At 38.3% G+C, this 23,102-nt stretch carries 21 protein-coding genes; 11 read left to right on the top strand and 10 right to left on the bottom strand.

Going from position 1 to position 23,102, the window contains the following annotated elements:
• The first annotated feature begins 35 nt into the window (after positions 1-35).
• Both EL17_RS05375 and hemL read left to right on the top strand, forming a co-directional pair.
• Positions 36-1,691 (top strand): ABC transporter substrate-binding protein, encoded by a 1,656-nt coding sequence (locus tag EL17_RS05375; protein WP_035071164.1) that lies wholly within the window; start codon positions 36-38, stop codon positions 1,689-1,691.
• A gap of 10 nt (positions 1,692-1,701) precedes the next feature.
• Entirely contained in the window at positions 1,702-3,003 is a 1,302-nt protein-coding gene (hemL, locus tag EL17_RS05370) for a glutamate-1-semialdehyde 2,1-aminomutase (protein WP_035071162.1), read from the top strand.
• 82 nt (positions 3,004-3,085) lie between these two features.
• Here the strand turns inward: hemL and EL17_RS05365 are convergent, their stop codons facing one another.
• Positions 3,086-3,574: a DUF4168 domain-containing protein gene (locus EL17_RS05365; RefSeq protein ID WP_035071160.1), complete on the bottom strand. Its 489-nt coding sequence runs from the start codon at positions 3,572-3,574 to the stop codon at positions 3,086-3,088.
• Between the two features lie 90 nt (positions 3,575-3,664).
• Here EL17_RS05365 and EL17_RS05360 point away from each other — a divergent pair, with 90 nt between their 5' ends.
• Positions 3,665-4,015 carry a Spx/MgsR family RNA polymerase-binding regulatory protein gene (locus tag EL17_RS05360; RefSeq protein ID WP_051719818.1) on the top strand — a complete coding sequence of 117 codons (351 nt, stop codon included), beginning with the start codon at positions 3,665-3,667 and terminating at the stop codon, positions 4,013-4,015.
• A gap of 37 nt (positions 4,016-4,052) precedes the next feature.
• On the opposite strand, the gene EL17_RS05355 is transcribed toward EL17_RS05360, so the two are convergent.
• The 3 genes from EL17_RS05355 to EL17_RS05345 form a co-directional block, all read right to left on the bottom strand.
• The gene (locus tag EL17_RS05355; RefSeq protein ID WP_035071158.1) at positions 4,053-5,012 is read right to left on the bottom strand and encodes a YihY/virulence factor BrkB family protein; all 960 of its coding nucleotides are present in this window, start codon (positions 5,010-5,012) and stop codon (positions 4,053-4,055) included.
• A 378-nt stretch (positions 5,013-5,390) separates the two neighbouring features.
• Positions 5,391-5,903: a copper resistance protein NlpE gene (locus EL17_RS05350; RefSeq protein WP_035071156.1), complete on the bottom strand. Its 513-nt coding sequence runs from the start codon at positions 5,901-5,903 to the stop codon at positions 5,391-5,393.
• A 147-nt stretch (positions 5,904-6,050) separates the two neighbouring features.
• Positions 6,051-7,007 (bottom strand): NAD-dependent epimerase/dehydratase family protein, encoded by a 957-nt coding sequence (locus EL17_RS05345; protein WP_035071154.1) that lies wholly within the window; start codon positions 7,005-7,007, stop codon positions 6,051-6,053.
• A gap of 164 nt (positions 7,008-7,171) precedes the next feature.
• Here EL17_RS05345 and kbl point away from each other — a divergent pair, with 164 nt between their 5' ends.
• A complete protein-coding gene (gene kbl / locus EL17_RS05340; RefSeq protein WP_035071152.1) occupies positions 7,172-8,368 on the top strand; it encodes a glycine C-acetyltransferase in 1,197 nt (398 codons plus the stop codon).
• 156 nt (positions 8,369-8,524) lie between these two features.
• On the opposite strand, the gene cdaA is transcribed toward kbl, so the two are convergent.
• Positions 8,525-9,388 (bottom strand): diadenylate cyclase CdaA, encoded by an 864-nt coding sequence (gene cdaA / locus EL17_RS05335; protein WP_035071150.1) that lies wholly within the window; start codon positions 9,386-9,388, stop codon positions 8,525-8,527.
• Entirely contained in the window at positions 9,385-10,263 is an 879-nt protein-coding gene (folP, locus tag EL17_RS05330; RefSeq protein WP_035071148.1) for a dihydropteroate synthase, read from the bottom strand. Before folP ends, cdaA begins: the two co-directional genes overlap by 4 nt.
• 14 nt (positions 10,264-10,277) lie before the next feature.
• On the opposite strand from folP, the gene EL17_RS05325 reads away from it, so the two are divergent.
• From EL17_RS05325 to EL17_RS05315, 3 genes are read left to right on the top strand one after another with little or no spacing between them, the layout of a single operon-like run.
• Complete coding sequence (locus EL17_RS05325; protein WP_035071146.1) at positions 10,278-10,817, top strand: DUF1599 domain-containing protein; 540 nt, start codon at positions 10,278-10,280, stop codon at positions 10,815-10,817.
• A 1-nt stretch (position 10,818) separates the two neighbouring features.
• Entirely contained in the window at positions 10,819-11,949 is a 1,131-nt protein-coding gene (locus tag EL17_RS05320; RefSeq protein ID WP_051719817.1) for a BT_3928 family protein, read from the top strand.
• Between the two features lie 19 nt (positions 11,950-11,968).
• Positions 11,969-12,502, top strand: a complete 534-nt coding sequence (locus EL17_RS05315) for a shikimate kinase (protein ID WP_035071144.1) — start codon at positions 11,969-11,971, stop codon at positions 12,500-12,502.
• On the opposite strand, the gene EL17_RS05310 is transcribed toward EL17_RS05315, so the two are convergent.
• Positions 12,492-13,952, bottom strand: coding sequence for an OmpP1/FadL family transporter (locus EL17_RS05310; RefSeq protein WP_035071141.1), 1,461 nt, complete (start codon positions 13,950-13,952; stop codon positions 12,492-12,494). The two genes, EL17_RS05315 and EL17_RS05310, sit on opposite strands and share 11 nt — an antisense overlap.
• Before the next feature lie 137 nt (positions 13,953-14,089).
• Positions 14,090-15,454, bottom strand: coding sequence for a hypothetical protein (locus EL17_RS05305; RefSeq protein ID WP_035071139.1), 1,365 nt, complete (start codon positions 15,452-15,454; stop codon positions 14,090-14,092).
• A 138-nt stretch (positions 15,455-15,592) separates the two neighbouring features.
• On the opposite strand from EL17_RS05305, the gene proS reads away from it, so the two are divergent.
• The 3 genes from proS to floA all read left to right on the top strand — a co-directional run bounded on the left by proS (position 15,593) and on the right by floA (position 18,739).
• Positions 15,593-17,074 carry a proline--tRNA ligase gene (gene proS, locus EL17_RS05300; protein WP_035071137.1) on the top strand — a complete coding sequence of 494 codons (1,482 nt, stop codon included), beginning with the start codon at positions 15,593-15,595 and terminating at the stop codon, positions 17,072-17,074.
• A 199-nt stretch (positions 17,075-17,273) separates the two neighbouring features.
• Positions 17,274-17,735, top strand: a complete 462-nt coding sequence (locus EL17_RS05295; protein WP_035071135.1) for an NfeD family protein — start codon at positions 17,274-17,276, stop codon at positions 17,733-17,735.
• A gap of 2 nt (positions 17,736-17,737) precedes the next feature.
• The gene (gene floA / locus EL17_RS05290) at positions 17,738-18,739 is read left to right on the top strand and encodes a flotillin-like protein FloA (protein WP_035071133.1); all 1,002 of its coding nucleotides are present in this window, start codon (positions 17,738-17,740) and stop codon (positions 18,737-18,739) included.
• A 62-nt stretch (positions 18,740-18,801) separates the two neighbouring features.
• On the opposite strand, the gene EL17_RS05285 is transcribed toward floA, so the two are convergent.
• The gene (locus EL17_RS05285) at positions 18,802-20,376 is read right to left on the bottom strand and encodes a WG repeat-containing protein (protein ID WP_035071131.1); all 1,575 of its coding nucleotides are present in this window, start codon (positions 20,374-20,376) and stop codon (positions 18,802-18,804) included.
• Positions 20,377-20,516: 140 nt separating this feature from the next.
• Positions 20,517-21,794, bottom strand: coding sequence for a glutamyl-tRNA reductase (hemA, locus tag EL17_RS05280; RefSeq protein WP_035071129.1), 1,278 nt, complete (start codon positions 21,792-21,794; stop codon positions 20,517-20,519).
• A 325-nt stretch (positions 21,795-22,119) separates the two neighbouring features.
• Between hemA and EL17_RS05275 the strand changes: the two genes are divergently transcribed.
• Positions 22,120-22,995: a ComEA family DNA-binding protein gene (locus EL17_RS05275; protein ID WP_035071127.1), complete on the top strand. Its 876-nt coding sequence runs from the start codon at positions 22,120-22,122 to the stop codon at positions 22,993-22,995.
• Positions 22,996-23,102: the final 107 nt, after the last annotated feature.

Raw genomic sequence — 23,102 nt, 5'->3', positions numbered from 1 at the left:
CAGTATTTGGATGCTCCTCCTTTAACAACAGCTATATGAAAAAGATCTTTTTTATAATTTTACTGATAGTTTTTTCCTCTGATATATATGCCCAAGATGATCTTCAAAATTATGAAAGAGGTAAAAAATTAGTAGAATATGGAAATTGGCAGGAAGCCATGGAAATGTTACGGCCCTATATGAATAGCCGGCAATATGGAGATTTATCCCATTATGCACATTTTCATTTTGCAAGGGCTGCTTATGGCAATGGACAATACGAGCTGGCAAAAGGAGCTTTGGAAACCGTTTTAGATGAGAGGAGATGGGGCCATACCGATGAAGCAAGATACCTATTGGTACTGAGTCATTTTAATCAAGAAGAAAATGAAGAAGCATTAAATGAAATAAAAAGGTTAAGAGATGAAACATTAAAAGACGAAGCTGAGCGGGCCACATTTGATTTTTTGAAAAATGCCAATCTTACATGGATGATAAGTAACTTGGACAAATTTCAAGAAAACAAAGGATATACCCTGGCTATCAGAAACCAGCTTGAAAGAAAAACAGTCATGTCTGCCGATGAGAGACGTGTATTCCAGAGTATCAGAACCGAGACCAGCGGAGGACAAAGCACTGCCCGATCCTCTTCTAATCAGACTTTAGATATTGCTTTGGTTTTGCCTTTTAACTATAATGGCGGATCCGGAGTGTCGAGATTACAGGGAGGGAATTTTATTTTCGAATATTACAAAGGCCTTCGTCTAGCTGTAGAAAAAGCCAAAAAGGAAGGGATGGATGTAAATTTACAGATATTTGATACTGAAAGGAAGCCTGAAGTTATAGATAAAATCTTAAGAGATCCGTTTTTTCAGGTAGCCGATATCATCATTGGGCCTGTATATCCCGAAGAGACTAATATTATTGCCCCTTTCGCAGAATTGAATAAAATTCCGCAGGTAAACCCACTATCTAACTTAGAGGATAATATTCAGGGAGCAGAGTATTCTTATCTCTTTCGGCCATCCACTTCAGCTATGGCATCTGGTATAATTGATTATGCAGTCAGGAGATCTTCCAGTAAAAAAATAGCCATAGCGTATTCGGGTACATCCAAAGACGAACTTTTGGCCAAACAGGTGGTATCACTGGCCGAACAGAGAGGCTTTCAGATAGTACGAAACCAAAAGATAGACGGAAAAAATACAAGGGATTTCTTTACTGATCTGGGTATAAGCCGAGGTAGAAATGCCACTGCGGATATAATCGTAGTGTTAAGTGATGATCCGAATGTGGCTTCCCCAGCATTTACAGTGCTGGAATCTCTCAATACCCATGTACCTGTGGTCGTACCGGATAGTTGGCTGTATTTTGATTTTGCTAGTTTTGAAATGATGCATGATCAGAATGTCCGATTTATAGGTAATAATACCATAAATTTTGAACAGGAGGGGCTGCAGAAGTTCAGAGATGATTTTTATGACAAATATCAAGTGTATCCGGGTCTTTATGGTCACTTGGGATATGAAACCTTTTATTGGGTGCAGCAGAATCTAAATTCAAGGATTGGTTTTGATTTTTCCAGGAATTTGAGAAGAGCAGGTAAGCAGGAAGGTAATATTTCCTTTGGATATAATTTTGCTAATGGCAGAGCTAACCAAATGGTGCCCATCCTTAAATTGGAGGATGGTATATTGAAAATTGAACAATAAATTAAGATTTATGCATATTAACAAGAGTAAAGATCTTTTTGCTAAAGCCCAGCATTTTATCCCGGGAGGAGTGAATTCACCTGTCAGGGCTTTTAGGGCAGTAGGTGGAGAGCCTATATTTATTAAAAAAGCTGATGGAGCATTCATATATGATGAAGATGATAATGCTTATATTGAATTGATCAACAGTTGGGGACCAATGATTTTGGGACACAATCATCCCCTTATAAGGGAGGCTGTGATCAAAGCAATGGAGCATGGTACCTCTTTTGGCGCACCTACTTCCAGGGAGGTGGAAATAGCAGAACTTATTACCCATATGGTTCCTTCCATAGAGAAAGTCAGAATGGTGAACAGTGGTACTGAAGCGACTATGTCAGCTATTAGATTGGCACGTGGTTATACAGGTAGAGATAAATTTATCAAGTTTGAGGGTCACTATCATGGACATGGCGATTCCTTCCTTATAGCAGCAGGTTCAGGAGTAGCTACAATGGGCTATCCTGATTCCCCTGGTGTGACCAAAGGCACTGCCAAGGACACCCTTCTAGCTCCTCATAACAATATAGAAGCAGTAAAGGAACTGGTAGAAAATAATAAAGGTGAGATAGCAGCGATTATTTTGGAACCAGTGGCCGGGAATATGGGATGTGTTCTGCCTCGGGAAGGATTTTTGAAAGCATTAAGGGAACTCTGTGATCAGGAAGGTATTGTCCTGATATTTGATGAAGTGATGAGTGGTTTTAGGTTAGCCAAAGGTGGTGCCCAAGAACATTTTGGTGTAACTCCAGACCTAACTACATTAGGAAAGATTATTGGGGGCGGTATGCCGGTAGGAGCTTATGGTGGAAAAAAAGAAATTATGGATTTTGTTTCACCTGCTGGACCCGTTTATCAGGCTGGCACTTTGTCCGGTAACCCTATTGCCATGGCTGCAGGATTGGCCATGCTAACCCATCTTAATGAAACACCGTCTGTATATTCAGATTTAAATAGAATAGGAAACAAATTGGTAGGAGGTTTTCAACAGTCTCTTAAAAAATTGGGACTTAATTATACTATCAATCATCTGGGAAGTATGTATACGTTGTTTTTTACCTATAATGAAGTATACGATTTTGATTCCGCAAAGAACTCTGATACAGTTTTATTTGGAAAATACTTTCAGGCAATGTTGCAAAAAGGCATTTATTTGGCTCCTTCTCAATATGAAAGTTTATTCTTATCTACAGCGCTTTCAGATAAGGATATAGAAAAAATTATAGAGGCAAACGAAGCTTCACTCATAGAGGTATTTACGGATAAAAAATAGAAGAGGTATTAAAAAATTGATTTTTTAAAAAAAAACCATTGCTCATATGAGCAATGGTTTTTTTATAGATAGATGAAAACTCTTAATTTTCATCGTCCATTAATCTATCAACTTTATTTCTTACGTTTTCACTTTGCTGATAAGCCATCATAATTTGTTGAAACCTTTCAGGATCCATTTGATGAGCGGTCATTCTTTTTTGATATTCTGCACCCATTTCTTGGTTCATTTCCATTACTTTTTGTCCAGCTTCATTAAATTTAGCTATTTCCTGTGGGTCTTCCGAAGCCTCTTTTATGTTGCCTTGTTGCATAGCTTGAGCCAGTTCATTGAATCTGTTGACATCAAGACCAGTTTCTTCGATCGTTTCCATCATCCTGCCTTGCATTTGTTCTTGGATAGGCATTATTTCCTGATTGATCTTTACGAATTTCTCTATTTCTTCATCACTGAAATCTTCAGTAACTTGCTGTTGTTGTTGGGGCAGCTGTTGGGCCGATACTCCTACAGCTAGGGCTAAAGTTAAAATAAAAGATAGAGAGAAAATTTTGAATACTTTAGAATGAATCATAAATTAGTTTTTTTGTTTCCATTTTTATATATAGTGTAAATATACAAATTTAGGGCCACAAATATAAAATTTATCTTATTAAATAATGTTATGATGATAAAAGTATACGGTATAAAAAATTGCAATACCATGAAAAAGACTTTTGATTTGCTTGAATCAGAAGAGATAGACTATGTTTTTGAAGATTATAAAAAAACAAAGCCATCGGAAGAATTTCTAAACCATGTGATAGAAAAGATAGGCCTTTCATCAGTAGTGAATAAAAAAGGCACTACCTATAGAAAATTAAATGAGGAAGATAAACTACAATTAGAGGAGGTAAATACCGCCATCCCTTTATTGATTCAATATAGCAGTATGATTAAGAGACCTATCCTGAAATCAGCCGTGGGTGAATTTATAGTAGGTTATGAAGAAGATCAGATAAGGAAATTGAAGTAAACATAAAGTCACTGCCTGTATTTTACTGGCAGTGACTTTATTGTTTATTTTCTTCTTTGGCAGCTACATGATCTGCAAAGTATGCTTTTCTTTCTCCCTTTGGTTTATCTTCGCCATTTGTGGTATCTTCTGATGTCTGGTGTTCCAGTTCAGCATTTACCTGGGCTCCCAGTAATATCACAAAACTTGTAATATTGAGCCATATCATCAATATGATAAGGGCTGAAATTTGTCCGTATAAATCCTCTATCTTATCAAAATTTTGTACATAAATTGTTAAAATTAAAGAGCCTAAAATCCAAAGAACAGTAGCTATGACGGCTCCGGGGCTTACCCATTTAAAACGGGGGTGCTTTCGCTGTGGTGCGAACTGAAATATTAACGCAATGCAGATCAAAAATATCAGTGCCAGTACTATCCAACGTGAAAATTTTATCGTGCTATCTATATGCCCATTCAGATCCAAATATTCATTTATAATAGGGTAAGCTACTATCATAAACAGGCTCAGAATCCCAATAAGCATCAGACCAAGAGTAAAGGCTAAAGTGATGGCATTCTGCTTTATCATATTCCTTTTGTTTTTTTCGTTATAGATCTCATTTATAGCTCTAAAAAGGAACATCGTTCCCTTGTTAGCACTGCCTAAACCGACTATAAAACTTAAGGCCAAACCCCAATTTTTGGAGCTCTCAGCAGCATTGACGATATTCATGATTTTATCAAATATAAATTCATGAACTTCCCGAGGCATAAACGGTGAGAGTTTTTCCAAATGTTCCCGTACCAATAGCGGGTCAGTGACGATGGTGTATAAGGTAACTATGGCCAGTAGGGCAGGAAATAGAGACATAAAAAAATAATAGGCTACACCGGCGGCCATTACCGGTATATTTTTAATATCCATTTTATCTTTAACCCTTATAAAGATTTCTTTCCAGCCAGATAAAGGGATATGTAAAGGTGTTTTTGCATGTAATCCTTTATTATTGCTCATGGGGGACAATTTGTGTGTGATTAAGTCGTAAAATTTATAGTATATCGGATCCGACTGATTATGATATTTATTGTCTATATAAAAATGAATAGAATTTTAATCTGGTAGATATAGAAATAATAATGTGCCAGTCTGCCGTAGTGGAAGTTGTCGGATCTTAGCCAAGATTATAACACGCGTACTTGAAGTTTGTTAGATAAGTGGTACTATTTTCCGTTTCCTTTAGCTTTATCGATACTGAAACCTTTTGTAGCTGATCCATACTATTTACAGATCAAAACATCAAAAAATCCAAATAAGGCCCGCAAAGAAATTAAATACAGTTAATGGGACTATTTTTCCCATACTAAAAATAAAAACAGTTAAATAATAGCTAATTTATAATTTCCGAAGAGTATAATTAAGTTGGCTATCAATAGGTTTCCCATTTTGGTCTAACATCTTTAAATCTTGAGACGCCTCTTGGATTAGCATCCTATGGGTATCGTTTCTATCCTGTAAAGTGATGAGTATAGCAGTGGGATCGCTACCATGTCCATAGGTAATTTGGTAGTAACCGCTGCTCTTAAATGTACGGTTTCCTTCTTTTGTACCCAAATAAGTTTCCGATAGTTCATAGCGGTTTTCATCATTCCCGGATCTGTTTTCCAGTTTTAACTGCATGGTGATGCCCTGGCAATCTGCACAGGGGATAGTGCCTTCATAGAGAAGCCATTCGGATGCATCTGCTTCCAAGATCACTTCATTCTGTATAGATCCGGGCTGATCGATAATATTATCTGCTACCGTTTCATCTACTTCCTCAGGGACATAGGCTGTAGTTTCTTCTGAGGGTGAATCACATGAAAAGATGATACAGAAAATCCAACAAATATGAAGGTGCTTTTGCATATGTTTATAATTTATTTTGATTGAGTTCAGATCAGGCCTTCATCAAGAATGTAGAATACATATGATGGAACCCTACATATAGTTGTAGAGGCTAGTTGTGCATCAATATAGGTTACTATACTTTCCAACATTCTAGATTTCCTGCCGTCATTTGAAATTTACCATAAATTGAGGCAGATAGGTTAATATATCAGATGTCATCTTATTCAGATCATATTCATGTGTCCAGTTCCAATCCTTTCGGGCTACGCTGTCATCTATGCTATCAGGCCAGCTGTTTGCTATAGCTTGTCTGAAATCGGGATTGTACCTGATTTCAAAATTCGGATAATGCTGTTTAATGCTTTCATATATTTCTTTTGGTGAAAAACTCATAGCAGATAGGTTGTAACTTGACCTAACCTTAACTTTCTCAGCAGGAGCATGCATTAAATCCAGTGTGGCTTTAATGGCATCTGGCATATACATCATAGGAAGATAGGTGTTTTGGCTTAAAAAGCAATCAAAAACTTCACCTTCTATCGCTTTGTGATAGATATCCACGGCATAATCTGTAGTGCCACCACCTGGTAAAGATTTGTAGCCTATCAGACCGGGATATCTTAGGCTTCGGACATCTACCTGATGTTTTAAAAAGTACCATTCACACCATCTTTCTCCTGCTTGTTTGGAGATACCGTACACTGTATTAGGATCCATGATGCAGTGCTGTGGAGTATGCTGCATGGGCGTACTGGGGCCGAAAACTGCTATAGAAGATGGCCAATATATTTTGTTCAATTTATATTCCCTTGCCAGTTCCAGCACATAGAGTAGACTATCCATATTTAATTGCCAGGCAAACATGGGGTTTTTTTCACCTGTAGCAGATAATATTGCTGCTAAGTGATATATTTGGGTGATTTTTTCTTCTTTGACCAGTTTTCTAAGATGCGTTTTGTCCAGCACATCGAGTACTTCAAATCGGCAGAACTCAAATTTATCTTCAGCAGATGGATTTATATCCGTAGCTATTACCTGCTCAGTGCCATACATGTCGCTTAGTGATTTGGTAAGTTCAGAACCTAATTGCCCAGCGGCCCCTATTATCAGTATTTTTTCCATTTTATATCTTTTTTCCCCTTAGTGCTATACTTCTAACCCTGCGGTATTTTCGTTATATTTGGGTATTCGAAGCGCAAAATTAGCAATTTCGGCTGACCCATTTATAAATTGTCCAAATAACCTTATACGAATTTTAATCCTACTAAGTAAAAAAACTAAAAAACATGTACGATACGCTGAAACCTAAATTAGAAAAGGAGATAAAGGAAATAATAGATGCAGGTCTATTTAAAACAGAAAGAATAATTACGTCCCCCCAATCCGCAGAAATAACCATATCGGGTGGGAAAAAAGTATTGAATTTTTGCGCAAATAATTACCTGGGGCTCTCGAGTCACCCTGAAGTGATTTCAGCTGCAAAAAATGCCATAGATACTCACGGTTTTGGAATGTCTTCGGTGAGGTTTATATGTGGTACCCAGGATATCCATAGAGAGCTGGAGGATAAGATATCTGATTTTCTGGGAACAGAGGATACCATATTATATGCAGCAGCTTTTGATGCAAATGGCGGTGTATTCGAGCCCATATTTGGTTCTGAGGATGCTATTATATCGGACTCACTTAATCATGCCTCTATTATAGATGGAGTCAGACTATGTAAAGCCATGCGCTTCAGGTATAAGCATAATGATATGGCAGATCTGGAGCATCAGCTCAAAGAAGCTGATGCTAAAGGCGCAAAGCAGAAAATCATAGTAACGGATGGTGTTTTCTCTATGGATGGAACCATAGCACAAATGGATAAAATAGTGGCACTAGCTGAAAAGTACAGCGCCTTGGTTATGTCAGATGAATGTCATTCTACCGGTTTTATGGGTAAAACTGGCCGAGGTGTTCATGAATTGAAAGGGGTGATGGGTAAGATGGACATTATTACCGGTACTTTGGGTAAAGCTTTGGGCGGAGCCTCCGGAGGCTTTACTTCTGGCCGTAAAGAAATCATCGATTTATTACGACAAAGGTCCAGGCCTTATCTATTTTCCAATACATTGGCCCCTTCCATTACAGGAGCTTCTATAGCCGTATTTAATCTATTGTCAAAAACTACCGAATTAAGAGATAAATTAGAAGAAAATACAAAATACTTCCGCCAAAAGATGACAGAGGCTGGATTTGATATGAAGCCAGGCGAACACCCTATCGTTCCCATCATGCTCTATGATGCGGTGTTATCCCAAAAAATGGCAGAAAAGCTTTTGGAAAAGGGGATATACGTCATAGGATTTTATTATCCTGTAGTGCCTAAAGGTGAGGCAAGGATTAGGGTACAAATTTCTGCCGGTCATGAAAGAGCACACCTTGATTCAGCTATACAGGCATTTATAGAAGTAGGCAGGGAACTGGGCGTAATCAAATAATATGCATCACCTATTTATATACCTATATGCGATGGGTGTCCAGAGCAGAAATTTTAAAGCGTTGTTTTAACATAGAATAAAAAAAGCCGCATTTGGATATCTTTGGTGTCAATGTAGTGGGGCATAAAAAAAGTCAGAAACTATGTCTGACTTTTTTTATGCCTCTTTCGTTCGTTTAATTTTCTTTCTTTCAAAGCTGCTAATAGAATCGAATTTATCATCTGTATTTACTCCTGTAAGGTAATCATTGAGGATTTCACGCACTTCCTGAAATGATAAATTGTGTATAATTGAACCGTTTTTTGCTAAAGAAATCTGCCCTGTCTCTTCTGATACGATTACGATCAATGTGTCAGTAGCTTCTGACATACCGATAGCAGCCCGGTGCCTTAATCCAAATTGAGCTGGTATTTCTCTTTCTGTGACGGGTAGAATACATCGTGCTGCTTTTACCCTCCCATTATAAATAATAACCCCGCCATCATGCAATGGACTATATTTGTTAAAAATACTGATCAATAACCGTTTGGAGACGATAGCATCTATTAAATCGCCACTTTCGGCATAAAATTTCAATTCAGAGCTTCGGGAGATGACCATCAACGCTCCGGTACTGGTACCGGCCAGCGATTTAGCTGCCTCTAATATAGGGGTAATGTTAAAAGCCTGTGTTTCTCTCTTCCTCCAGAATAGCAATTCTTGAAGCACGTTTTCATTAGAAAAAATAGAAGACTTCCCAATGATCAGGAGGAATTTACGTATCTCAGGTGCAAAGAGGATAATGGCTGCTATTACACCGACACCCATAAATTGACCCAAAATAATAGAAAGCAGCTCCATCCTGGCCGCGTTTACTACTAAATAAATAAGGTAAAGGGAAAGGAAACCTAAAAATATTTTGATGGCCACACTACCGCGCATCAATTTATAAACTTGGTACAATAGCACACTTACCAAAGTAATATCTATAATATTAACAATGGAAATATCTAAAAAACCTATTCGGAAAAGTAAGTTCAAGAGTTAATGTGTTTAAATAGTTGAACCGTTTCTACAGCTTCTTTTACATCGTGTACCCTTAGGATGTTTGCTCCTTTTATAAGGGCTGCCATATGGAGAGCGGTAGTTCCATTCAGTGCTTTTTCGGGAGTTACATCCAAAAATCTATAGATCATTGATTTCCTTGAAACGCCCACTAAGATAGGTGCATTCAGTGACTTAAAATAATTTAGATTCTTGAGCAGACGATAGTTTTGATCCATAGATTTGGCAAAACCGAATCCAAGATCTAGTACTACATCATTAATGCCAGCTTCTTGACATTGGTTCAGTTTTTCCGCAAAATATTTCAATATTTCTTCTTCTATATTATTGTACTCGGTTAAACTAGTCATAGTACTCGGATTTCCCCTCATATGCATACATATATAGGGTGCTTTTAATTTTCCTACTGTAGGGATCATATCTGGGTCCAGATTACCACCTGATACATCATTCACTATATGAGCACCTGCTTCTACAGCCGCCTTTGCGGTTTCAGCTCTAAAAGTATCGACAGATATCAATATATTTGCATTAATTTCTCTGATAACTTTTATGCCCGTGCAGACCCTCCTGACTTCCTCCTCCACACTTACATCTTCAGCCCTGGGCCTGGTACTATATCCCCCTACATCTATAATATTTGCGCCCTCCTCTATGATTTGGATAGCTCTGTTTTTTATAGCTGTGAAGTCTGGCGTTCTGCTGTGGGCGTAAAAAGAATCCGGCGTCACATTTAAAATCCCCATCACCCAAGGTTGTGAGATTATATGGAGCTTTCCTTTGATATTGAGTGTTATTTTTGGGGGAAATAATATATCTTCGATCCCAGAAGAAATAAAGTTATCTGTCATTAAATAATATTGCTTTGAAAACGCAAACCGTAAGCGAATATAATCAAGTTATTCACCTTTGTAAAGAACTTTTTAAGAAGAAAACACATGATTATGGAACAGCTTGGAGAATATTAAGGTTGCCTTCCATAACTGACCAGATATTAATAAAGGCTCAGCGGATCAGGTCTATCCAGGAAAGGGGTGTGCAAAAAGTCAATGACCCTATTCAGGATGAATTTATAGGGATTATCAATTACTGTATTATTGCCCTGATACAAATTGATCTTGCAGCTGATGACCGACAGGATTTGGGATTTGAGGAACTCGAACCCCTTTATGATAAATGGGTGAAGGAAACACAGTCCTTGCTAGAAAATAAAAATCATGATTACGGCGAGGCTTGGCGGGATATGCGCATAGCTTCTATAACAGATATTATCCTGATGAAATTATACAGGGTCAAGCAAATAGAAGATAATCGAGGCAAAACCATAGTGTCTGAAGGGATAGAGGCAAACTATCAGGATATGATCAACTATGCTGTATTCTGTCTTATCAAATTAGGTTTATAAGATGGCAAAAAAAATAGTACTGCTCATTATCCGCTTTATAGTAGGCGGGCTGTTCATATTTTCCGGCTTGATTAAAATCAATGATCCGATAGGAACTTCCATTAAATTGGAGGAATATTTCGATGTATTCAGTTACGATATAGCACCATTTTTTTCATCTCTTAAAACTATTTCTTTGCCTCTAGCTGTTTTTTTAGTAGTGGTAGAAGTAGTTCTAGGGATCATGTTAATCCTTAACTATAAACCTAAGTTTACCACCTATGCCTTGGCGATTATCATCTTGTTTTTTACCTTTTTAACTTTTTATTCAGCTTATTTTAATAAAGTTACGGATTGTGGCTGCTTTGGGGATGCCATAAAACTTACACCATGGGAATCTTTTTATAAAGATGTTTTTTTGGTAATATTAATAGCTATATTATTGATCTTTCAAAATTCTCTAAAAGCCAATAGAAAATTTTGGGCAACAGGGATTACAGTAGCGTCAGTGGTGATCGCTACCAGCCTGTCCATATATGCTATTCAGAACCTTCCCTTTATAGATTTCAGAGCTTATAAAGTAGGTGTAAATATCAATACGGCTATGATACCTTCTACTAATTTGGAATATAGCTATGTGATGAAGAAAGGTGGAGTAGAGTTTGTATTTGATCAGTACCCAACAGATGATGAATATGAATTTGTGGAGATGAATTTGAAAAATCCAGAAGCACTTCCAAAAATATCAGATTTTTCGGTCTGGAATGAACAAGGCGATTTTACTGATGAAATACTTAGTAAAAAAAGAGTATTGATATTGATCAGCAATATATCTAAGATGAACCATAGCAACTTTGATCAGATGGCAGATTTAATCAACAATCTAAAAGGGACTGAGGTACTGGTATCTATGGTTTCTGCGAGTTCAGAAGATGAAATCAGAGCATTGATAGATTCACTGAAATGGGATGTGGATTATTATATGGCAGATGCTACAGTCGTGAAGACGATTATAAGATCTAACCCAGGTCTAATGGTGCTTAAGGAAGGCACCATACTTGGAAAATACCATCATAATAATACGCCTAATGTCTCTAAGGTGATAGATTTATTTACTGCACATGGAGCATTAAGCACATCAGTATCAGATTAAAAAATATAATCGGAATAGAATGGAATATACTATTGGAGATAAGATTGTACTGATAGGTCTTCCGGGGAGTGGTAAGTCTACCCTTGGAAAGCAATTGTCTCTAAATCTTCATTATCCATTTTACGATCTGGATGAGCTGATTGTTGATCATATTGGATGTAGTATCGCACAGTTTTTCAATGAAAAAGATGAACTTCAATTTAGGATATTGGAATCCACCATGCTTAATAAAACCTTATTGTTAGACGGGCCTTTGGTGCTGTCTACAGGAGGTGGGGCTCCCTGTTTTTATGATAATATAGAGCTGATCAATACCTATAGTACCTCTATTTATATTGATGTTCCAGATAAGGTGTTGGTTAAAAGGCTGATGAATAATGCAGGTGGGGAGAGGCCTATGTTTTATAAACTTCCAGAAAGCGCGGTAAAAAATAAAATTTTGACATTAAAACAGGCTAGAGAGGAGTTTTATAACCAGGCAAAAATAAAGCTCAGTGGAGCTGATATTTCCACTGAGCTTATTGTTTCTGCTTTAGGTAAATTTAAAAGTTAAAGCCTACTGTAAGCATACCTGAATTTATCGTATTTCTGATATCGACGTCAGGACTACCTGAATAACTGTTATAAAACTGGTTAAAGCTGGTATTCATGTAAGCTGCGTCTATATAGAAATTAGCCAATCTTACTCCCACACCTCCAGAAACCTGTTGGGTATGTCTGCTTGGATTATCAAAATCATTTCTGAATGGGTTTCCATAGTAACCATACCCAGCTCTAAATCTGAATATGTCGTACCTGAATTCACCCCCCACTCGATAATTGAATGTAGCGGTATATAGCTGATTGATGGCATTATTATCTTCAGCAGTACCGAAATCGCGGGAATTAACTCTGGCTGCTGTATAATCCACATAATCAATATCTGCTGATATAAAACCGTTTTTCCCTATAAAATATGTGGCTCCGGCATTTACCTTCATAGGAGTATTTATATTATAGGTAGAGGTAAAAAGGTCTGTTCTTGCACTGAAGGTTTCATTTGGGTTTTCAAATTCAGAAATAATTTCCGAATCAGATTCTTCATTTAACCTATACCAAGTTGGTGTTTGAAAGGATAAACCTAAATTAATTTGATCTATAGGTTTATAAATGGCCCCTATATTTAAATTTACACCAGTTCCATTTATATATAAATCTTCATTGATATCAAAACCTATCAAATCACCGGTCAGGTAATCTTCCGTATAAGTTTTAAATTGGGAGAAATTAATACTGGAAACACCTAATGATGCTCCTAAAAATAATTTGTTGTCCAAGTTAGCGCCATAAGCAAAAGTAACTTGATTTATACCACCCTGAGTTATAACTTGATCATATATGTCAGGCGCTTCTGTTTCATTAAAAGGGACATAGCTGCCCTGGGTCTGGGTGGGTACGATTATGTTCGTGCTATACGCAAGGCCTCTTAAGCTGTTTTCTACATCGAGTGAATTTCCAGGTATCCCAAATGCATCGTCTGCAAAGATATTGGCTATAGAAGTTGGAGTTATACCAGCAATTGCGAATTCACTGTTAAAATTTGCCAATCGATTGACACTGATACCAAATGAGCCACCCCTAAATCTCCCTGGGGTTAGTGGATCACGTGGACTGCTGATAACTAAACTTAAGTTAGGCAATGCAAAGTTTGATGTAGGTATGCGGTCAAATCCCTGAACATTACCCAAGACAGATTCTGTCCCCCAGCTACTATACCCGGGCGTTAAGCTGAATTCGGATCTCCTGAAAAATCCCAGGCCTGCTGGATTATGATGGATATTGGAGACATCACCCCCAAGTGAGTTTTGGGTACCTCCTAAAGCAGATACTCTTGCAGAACCGGTAGATCTCAACTGGCTAAATCTTAAAGCATCCTGATAATAGCCACTCTGTCCCATCACTTCTCCTGCTCCAAACAGACTAAATGCTGATATGCCCAGGATCCATTTATTAATTGATTTCATTTAATATAGGTTAGATATTTAAAATAGAAAAACATTCATTAAAAGGTTTGCCTCGGACAGGACAAATGTTGTGCCTTTTAAAGTTTTACTATTTACTTAACGTATAAACTGGAAAAAAGATAAAAAAAAGGGGGAAATTATCTCCCCCCTCTTCCTCCACCTCTGGAGCCACCGCCGACGCTTCCGCCTCCACCTCTGGAGCCTCCGCCTACGCTGCCTCCTCTGGAAGGAGCACTATATGATGGTGTTGATCTTTGTGTAGGAGCCGACCGCTGCGCAGGTGCTGTTCTCGTCGGAGAAGTCCTGTTATAGGCAGGCGATGTGCTTCTATTATAAGATGGTGAAGTGCTTCTAGCTGGGGCTGCAGTTCTATTGGTAGGTGCTGCAGTCCTAGATGCTGGAGACTGTGCCCTTGCACCTGAAGTATTTCTTGGTGCAGTATAGGCGTTTCTGTTGGTTGCACTACCTGCTCTGTTCATTGCAGGGGAATTTGCTGCTCTCCTAGAAGGCGCTGCTGATGCCGCTGTTCTTGCTCTATCTGAATAAAGATCGTTTTGGGATCTGTTAAAATCGTTGCTTCTAACTCTAGAAGTTGGTGTGGAAGTACGACCTACTGCTTCTCTTCTGGCTGCTGCTCTTGATGCGGTAGGCGTCGCAGCAGCTCTGGTTCTTTGACCGGGTGTAGCTACTCCAGCACCTCTTCCGACTCTTGCGCCTCTTACAACTTGTCTTTGTCCGAATTCACCTCCTGGTAGAACAAATATAGGTCGTCCAAATCCTCCGTATCCCCATCCCATCATGGGATGCATGCCCATCATACCAAATCCCGGGCCCCAGAAAGGATCGTAAAAACCCATTCCCATCATACCGAATCTTGAACCCATCATCCACGGGCTACCAAATCCCATACCGAATCTGTTAAATCCAAAACCCAATCCTACAGACATTCCGAATCCACCTCTCATACCAAAACCAGGTCCCCAAAAAGGATCATAGAACCCACCCATCATCATAGGATTCATCATTCCAAATCCTCCCATCATCATGGGATTCATCCAAGGGTTCATCATTCCGAAGCCTCCCATCATCCACGGATTCATACCAAATCCTCTATTAAACTGGTTGCCGGCCCCCGCTCCATAGAAATTGTTATATACATTTACATCGCCTTCTCCCTGTCCAGCAGCTGTTCCGGATTCATCAAAGTATACAGAACCCTCTTCTTCAGGTTCCTGTCTTTGATATCTGGCAATATATTCAGGATTTACATTTTTAGCGGAGAAATTTTCTTGGTGCAGCTGCTCAGGATCAGCCTGTTTGATTTCTCTAAAATTATTTGGGGTATTGTTCTGTACAGCATATTCAGTGGCTACGGCTGCATCTGAAGCCATGAAGTACAGGTCATCAGTCTCTCCTCTCAATGCCGTGGCACCTGGACTGCAGGCGGCTAATCCAAGTCCAGCGATGGAAGTGATGTACAATATGGAGTTTATATTTTTCATAAGGATCTAGTTTTTCTACTATTAACACTATATACGTGCTAATCTCAAGAGGGTTATGATTTTTTAATTTATATTTGTAACCCTTCATCAAGAATGGAACGAATATAATAAGTTTTTTTTATACAACAAATATCAGTAATGAGCAAAGGCCTTCCAAAAAGAAGTGAAGATTATTCACTGTGGTATAATGAATTAGTAAAAAGAGCTGATCTGGCCGAAAATTCGGCGGTAAGAGGGTGTATGGTGATTAAACCTTACGGCTATTCTATATGGGAAAAAATGCAGGCACAGCTTGATAAAATGTTCAAAGAAACGGGACATCAAAATGCCTATTTCCCCTTATTTATACCCAAATCTTATCTTTCTAAAGAAGCCAGTCATGTAGAGGGGTTTGCAAAAGAATGTGCCGTGGTGACACATTATAGGCTTAAAACTTCTGAAGATGGCAAAAGTGTGATCGTGGATCCGGATGCTAAGCTGGAAGAGGAATTAATAGTAAGGCCTACATCTGAGACAGTCATATGGAGTACTTATAAAAACTGGATACAATCCTACAGGGATCTTCCTTTACTGGTAAATCAGTGGGCAAATGTGGTCAGGTGGGAAATGAGGACAAGGTTGTTTTTAAGGACTGCGGAATTCCTCTGGCAGGAGGGGCACACTGCCCATGCCAAGAGAAGTGAAGCCATCGCCGAGACGGAGCAGATGCTCGATGTTTATGCAACTTTTGCTGAAGAATTTATGGCCATGCCTGTCATCAAAGGGATCAAATCTGCCAATGAAAGATTTGCTGGAGCAGAAGAAACATATTGTATTGAAGCCATGATGCAGGACGGCAAGGCACTTCAGGCTGGTACATCCCATTTTTTGGGACAAAATTTTGCCAAAGCATTTGATGTGAAATTTGCAACAAAGGAGGGAGGTCTGGAGTATGTGTGGGGTACCTCATGGGGAGTAAGTACCCGTCTGATGGGTGCGCTCGTCATGGCTCATTCTGATGACTTTGGCTTGGTGCTTCCTCCAAGACTGGCTCCCATACAGGTGGTTATTGTGCCGATATTCAGAAGTGATGAGGAGCTGGAAGCCATTACTGCCAAAGCTAAAGAGTTTATGGCTAAGTTCAGGGCGCTGGACATTTCCGTGAAATTTGACAATAGAGATACCCATAAGCCCGGGTTCAAATTTGCCGAATATGAACTTAAGGGCGTACCTCTAAGAATCGGTTTGGGCCCCCGGGACATAGAAAACAATACGGTAGAAATAGCCAGAAGGGACACGCTTACCAAAGAAACAGTAGATCTGAATAAAGTTGATATTGATACCAAAGTCAAGCAGCTATTGGAAGAAATCCAGGCTAATATCTATAAAAAAGCTTTTGATTATAGGACAGAGCATACTACTGAAGTCAGCACCTGGGAGGAATTTCAGGAGGTGATTGAAAAAAAGGGGGGATTTGTCTCGGCCCATTGGGATGGTACATCAGAAACTGAGGATAAAATAAAAGAGCTGACCAAAGCTACCATCAGGTGCATCCCTCTAGATCAGGTAGAAGAATCCGGTCATTGTGTATTGACTGGGAAGCCATCTTCGGGAAGGGTATTGTTTGCTAAAAGTTATTAACCTAAGTTCAGGTTTAAGCTGTCTTTTTATATTTAGTATATAATGATCACCTGCCCATATAATCGCTTTTTAGAAGCAGTTATATGGGCAGGTGAATTTTTTATAGTTTTTCATACTTTTTAATAACCATAAATTGCTGTTTACTTTTTCATTTAATGGAAAAAAACACCTAATTTGAGCTTAATTATTTAATTGACTCATGGCATTGTTCATCCTTTCCAGCCTTTTGCTTATAGGTTTATTATTAGTTTTAATAGAAATCATCTTTGTCCCGGGTGCTACTATAGTAGGCTTATTGGGGATTTTGTTTTCAGCTCTAGGAGTCATTTATGCCTTTATCACTTTCGGAGAAAGTACAGGATGGTATGCTTTGGGTGGCACCATATTGGTGAATTTGATTGTACTTATCTTCGGATTGCGCTCTAATGTATGGGAGAGATTGGCTTTAAAGGACACCTTGCATAGTAGAAGTCATGATGATCGGCTATTGGGACTGGAAGTAGGACAAAAAGGTAAAACAATTTCTGATTTAAAACCTTATGGTAAGGCGATGTTCAATGATAAAATCTATGAAGTGAAATCAGAAAATGGTTTTATCTCCCCGGATACCGAAATTTATATTTTTAAACTTGAAAGCAATAGAATAATAATTAAACAATAGATATGGAAGATTATAACTCAATGTTCATTTTAGTGGCCGCATTTGCAGGTTTGATACTGCTATTTGTGTTTTTGTATTTTGTTCCGGTGAATCTGTGGATTACAGCACAGTTTTCAAATGTAAAAGTGGGAATAGGGGAGCTCATAGGGATGAGGATCAGAAAAGTTCCACCCAGTATTATAGTAAACTCTATGATCACTGCTACCAAGGCAGGTCTTCATCTGACTACCAATGATTTAGAAACCCATTATATGGCCGGTGGCAATGTGCCTAATGTAATACGTGCACTGATATCTGCAGATAAAGCTAATATCAGCATCACTTTTAAACAGGCTACAGCAATAGATCTGGCAGGTAGAGATGTATTTGAGGCCGTACAGATATCTGTAAATCCTAAAGTGATCAATACACCAAATGTGGCAGCGGTAGCAGCAGACGGTATACAATTAATAGCTAAGGCAAGGGTTACAGTAAGGGCTAACATAGCTCAGCTGGTCGGTGGAGCTGGTGAAGAAACTATCCTGGCCAGGGTAGGGGAAGGTATAGTTACCTCTATCGGTTCTGCAGCAAACCATAAAAGCGTACTGGAGAATCCAGACAAGATCTCTAAGCTGGTATTGGAGAGAGGGCTGGATGCTGGTACAGCATTTGAAATTCTTTCTATAGATATAGCAGATATAGATGTGGGAACGAATATCGGAGCCAAATTACAAATCGACCAGGCATCAGCTGATCTAAAAGTAGCAGAAGCCCGCGCAGAAGAAAGAAGGGCGATGGCCGTTGCACTGGAACAGGAAATGAAAGCCCGAAATGTAGAAATGCGTGCCAAGGTGATCGAGGCAGAAGCAGAGGTTCCCCGTGCCATATCAGAAGCATTTAGAAACGGTCAATTGGGTATAATGGACTATTATAAAATGGAAAACATAAAATCTGACACTTCTATGAGAGATTCTATCGCAGGTTCAGATCCAGGAAAAGATTCGAAGAAAGGAGATAAAAAATAATCGAATCGCCATTATAATCAATAAAGCCAATATGGAAAAGGTATAAAAAATAAAAAAGGAGCTTAAGCTCCTTTTTTATTTTTCTTTTTATCCTCAGGGACGTTTTCCAGTACTACCGGTACATATTCATCTTCAGCCAGCACTCTTTCATTTGATTTGTCAAAGACGATATTTTTATAATATATGGGGAGGCTGTATTCTCCCGACTCCCTCATAATACCATATTTTTCACCCCTTCGGATAAGGATTTGATCATTTTCTTCCCGTCTGACCTCGTCAAATTTAGGAATAGAAATTTCATTGCCATAGGCATTTACCAGTCCAAATTTATCATTGTCCTCAGTCAGGTAGTAATTGTCTTCAGTTAAAGATATTCTTTCGTAATAATTGGGTAGTAATTCTTTACCGTTTTTATCAATAAGGTTGGACTTGCCATTTTTCTTTACGATAGCTATACCTTGATTAAACTCGCTGACTTCTTCATATTGAGGTTGTATAGCTATTCTATCATAAGGGTCAAGATACCCCCATCTGCTGTCTATTTTAAAAGCTGCCAGACCTTCCGCATACTTCCCTATCTGCTCATATCGGTTGGCTATCCTGAGTTTTCCTGCTTTATCCACGAAGCCATATTTGCCGTCGATAAGGGCTCCATAAAGACCGTCATTACCAGGGAATAATTTTTGTATATTTTCAGAAGGTGTTACATCCCATTTTCCCTGATCATTGAGTAGTCCCACCTTTTTGTCACGGAAATAAACGTTATAATGATCAGCTCCCCTTCTTCTTACCGAGTCCATACCATATACATCTAGGAGAATACCGTCATTTTTCATTATTCTCCTAAGCTTTCCATGGATATATTCCAGGATCATATCGTTATCGGTAGTGATTCGGTGAAAGCTGGAATACTTTATATCAGCTTTATGTTCAAGTGCCTTTAAAAGCATATGCTGGTTGCTTTCCAGGCCATAATAGTAATCACCTTCTAAATGCTTCAGTTCGTCCACCACTGGATCCAGTATATAATTACCGTCTCTGTTTATCAGCCCATAACCGGTATTTTCTCTGGATAAAATATTTTTTTCGCTTATCGATTCAAGGTGCTGGTAGACTTTATTTGGTTTGTCACTTAATGGAAGCAGATATCCTGCTGGCACCTTAGCGATGATCTGTCCGTTATCGGCAAAGTAGGCGTTTTCGAAGGAACCTAAAGGTTTGATTTTTTTAGCACCTCTGTCATAAAAGAAATAGGCGTTATCTTTTCTTCCCAACAGCTTATTGTAATAGGTAGTGATTTCATCATATTCTACTGAAAATATTTCTTCTCCATATTCATGAAACGCGCCATATTTATCATCTTCAGTTACTATGAGCCAAGGTTCTAAAAATTGATATATTTTATGTCCTTTCAATGTATAGAACGGTTTATAATCCTGGTTCAAAAGCTGCAAGCTCTTATCCTTAATACTTACCCGGACACTTTCGCTGAGGATTTTTATATTGTCATTTTCGATCCGTTGGGTCATATTAAAATTGTGATCATATACCTCCCAGGTCTGCGCATGGGCTACGGTATGTAATGATATAATTAACCCGGCCGTAATGGCCCCCCTCAAACATTCTTTTATTGACATCAATAGGATATTTATTTTTTGAGTAAATTAAACAGTTTAGAACTTCATTTCAAAAGAGAAACGAGGGAACTGGATAAAAAATATTTTTTTGCTGAGGTTCAGGGTTTAAATAGCAAAATTTATTAAAAAAAATAGAGGACTTATAAAGTCCTCTTTTCAAAATTTTCTTTTTCCAGATCAAAAAGGTCTGACAGTATGTCGATCATCTGGTCGGCTTCATCTCTTTGGCATGCTGCTCTCAGTTGGACTACGGGGACTTTGATGATTTTTTGCATCATACTTTTGGTTATTTTATCTATGATGGCATATTCTTTTGGATCTGTATTTTTAAGGTGCCTTTCAAGTTCTTCTTTTCTGATCTGCTCTAGGGCATTTTTGAATTTATGGATGGTAGGGGATACCATCATTTCTTTTTTCCAATTGTAGAATTCCTCTATGCTTTCCAGAATGATGCGTTCTACCTGAGGTATGGAAGCCAGTCTTTTTTCCAGGGTTTCTGACGCTTTGCTACGGATATTGTCTACATTGTATAGAAGTGCACCAGGTACATCTTCTATAGATGTCTCGATGCTTCTCGGTACCGAAAGGTCTACAAATAGTTTATAGCTGGGAATATCCAGGGATTTTACCAGTTCTTTGGTGATAAAAGGCTGGGAACGCGTGATGGATGAAACGATAACATCTGCTTCCTGAATGGCGGCAATGCTATCCTCAAAAGGTATCACTTCAAACCCAAGCTCCTGAGCAAGGTCGTTTGCTTTACTATAAGTCCTATTAGTGATGGTAACTTTAGCATCAGGAATGTGCACCATATTCTTGGCTACATCTTCACCTATTTCCCCCACTCCTATAAGCAGGACCCTGGGTTGGTAGGTGTTTGTAGTAAGTTCCTCTATTAATTCAACTGCGGCATAGGAAACTGAAGCTGCACCATCGCGAAATGCGGTTTCCTGCACCACTCTTTTATTGGTAAAGAATATGGTATGCATCAGTCTATGGAGGAAAGGTCCAGCCATATCCAGGTCTGCTGAAGTCTGATATGCCCGCTTGATCTGGTTAGATATCTGCATGTCTCCTACCACTTGGGCCTCTAGTCCCATGGAAACTTTGAAAAGATGCTGGATGGCTTCTTTGTCATTGTTTAAAATGGTGAAATAGCCAATATAGGATACTATGTCCTCTAATCCTTTCTGAAGTCCTATCAGTTTAATGATTTCTACACTTAGGTCAAGGTCATGTGAATAGTAGACTTCTGTCCTGTTACATGTAGAAAGTATAAGGGTATCCGTAACACTGAAAAATTCCTTTAATTTTACTAAAAGTGCCTGGACAGCCTGATCATCTAGGGCAATGATTTCCCGGATCTCTACTGGTGCATTTTTATAGGATAAACTTAAAGCTCGAAACTTATTTTGCATTACGGAATTTGTTTACAATCACAAATTTAAATCAGAATCATTAGACAAAGAATAATTTAGCAGAGTTTAAACTAATTTAAATTCTTTCTAAATAATAAGAGCGTATTTATGTCTGCATTTACCAATTCAAAAACACGTTAAATAATTCCAATTTCTTATGATAAATATTACCATTTGGGGTAGGTATAAAGTTAAAAATGGGGCGAATGATATGCTGGAGGTATTGGTAAAAGCTAATAAATTTTGATGAATATTTATGTAATTGATTGAAAGGCTGTAACTTTATAGTACTGTTTAATTAAATGATTTTTTAGTTTCGTCAAAAATGAAAAGAAAGGTATTTTATTTTTTAAAAATTTATATGGGGTTTACCAAGCGGGAATCCAAAGGGTTTATATTGGTGATGCCCACACTTATTATATTGTATTTTATCCCTATAATATTTCAGCGGTGCATAAATAATCATCACAAACAGGAATATGATCAGTATATAATGGAAGCCGAAAGATTTTTTGCCCTTCAGCGTGAAGCCGTGGATTCAACGGTTATACTTGCCCCTGATCAAATTCCACTTTTTGACCCTAATAAAGTTGATAAAGATTTCTTGGTTAAAATGGGTATCAAGGATCCTGTGGCGGCTAATTGGGAAAATTATCTAAAGAGGGGGGGACTTTTTCGTGAATGGGAGGACGTAAGAAAAATATACGGTCTGGAGGAGGGTTTCCTTTTAAGTATAAAGGACCGAATGGTTTTTGACACCTTACCGGACAAAAAGGCATATAAAAGGCCCTCTTCGCCTACTTTGGCTAAGATTCCTTTTTCGGAAGCAGATTCTATAGTTCTTCAAATAGTCCCAGGGATAGGTGGGGTGATGGCAGGAAGAATCATCAAATTCAGGGATAACGTAGGTGGTCTTCATCAAAAAAGCCAGTTACTGGATGTATATGGCGTAGAAGAGGAGCTGGTAGAAAAAATATTTGATCATTTTACATTTGAGCCTGGAATTAGCCGAAAAATCAATATTAATACTTCTGTACTTACAGATCTGTCGCAGCATCCCTATATCAGTTATGCACAGGCCAAAGTCATCGTTGCCTATAGGGACCAGCATGGCCCCTTCCTAAATTCGGATGACCTGCTTAAAATTAAAATTTTTACACCGGAATGGGTTAATAATATAGCGCCCTATCTGTCTTTTTAATTCTTTTTATTAAAAAAAGTAATGGGTATTATCAGGATACGAATCATCATCCGAAAGGGTGACAGTGGTAATATCATATAAATATTCATTTTCCAGATAAAAAAAGC

The sequence above is a fragment of the Anditalea andensis genome, from assembly GCF_000714815.1.
GTDB lineage: Bacteria > Bacteroidota > Bacteroidia > Cytophagales > Cyclobacteriaceae > Anditalea > Anditalea andensis.
Note: the sequence above shows the minus strand (reverse complement) of the source record. Positions and strands in the feature narration are given on the sequence as shown.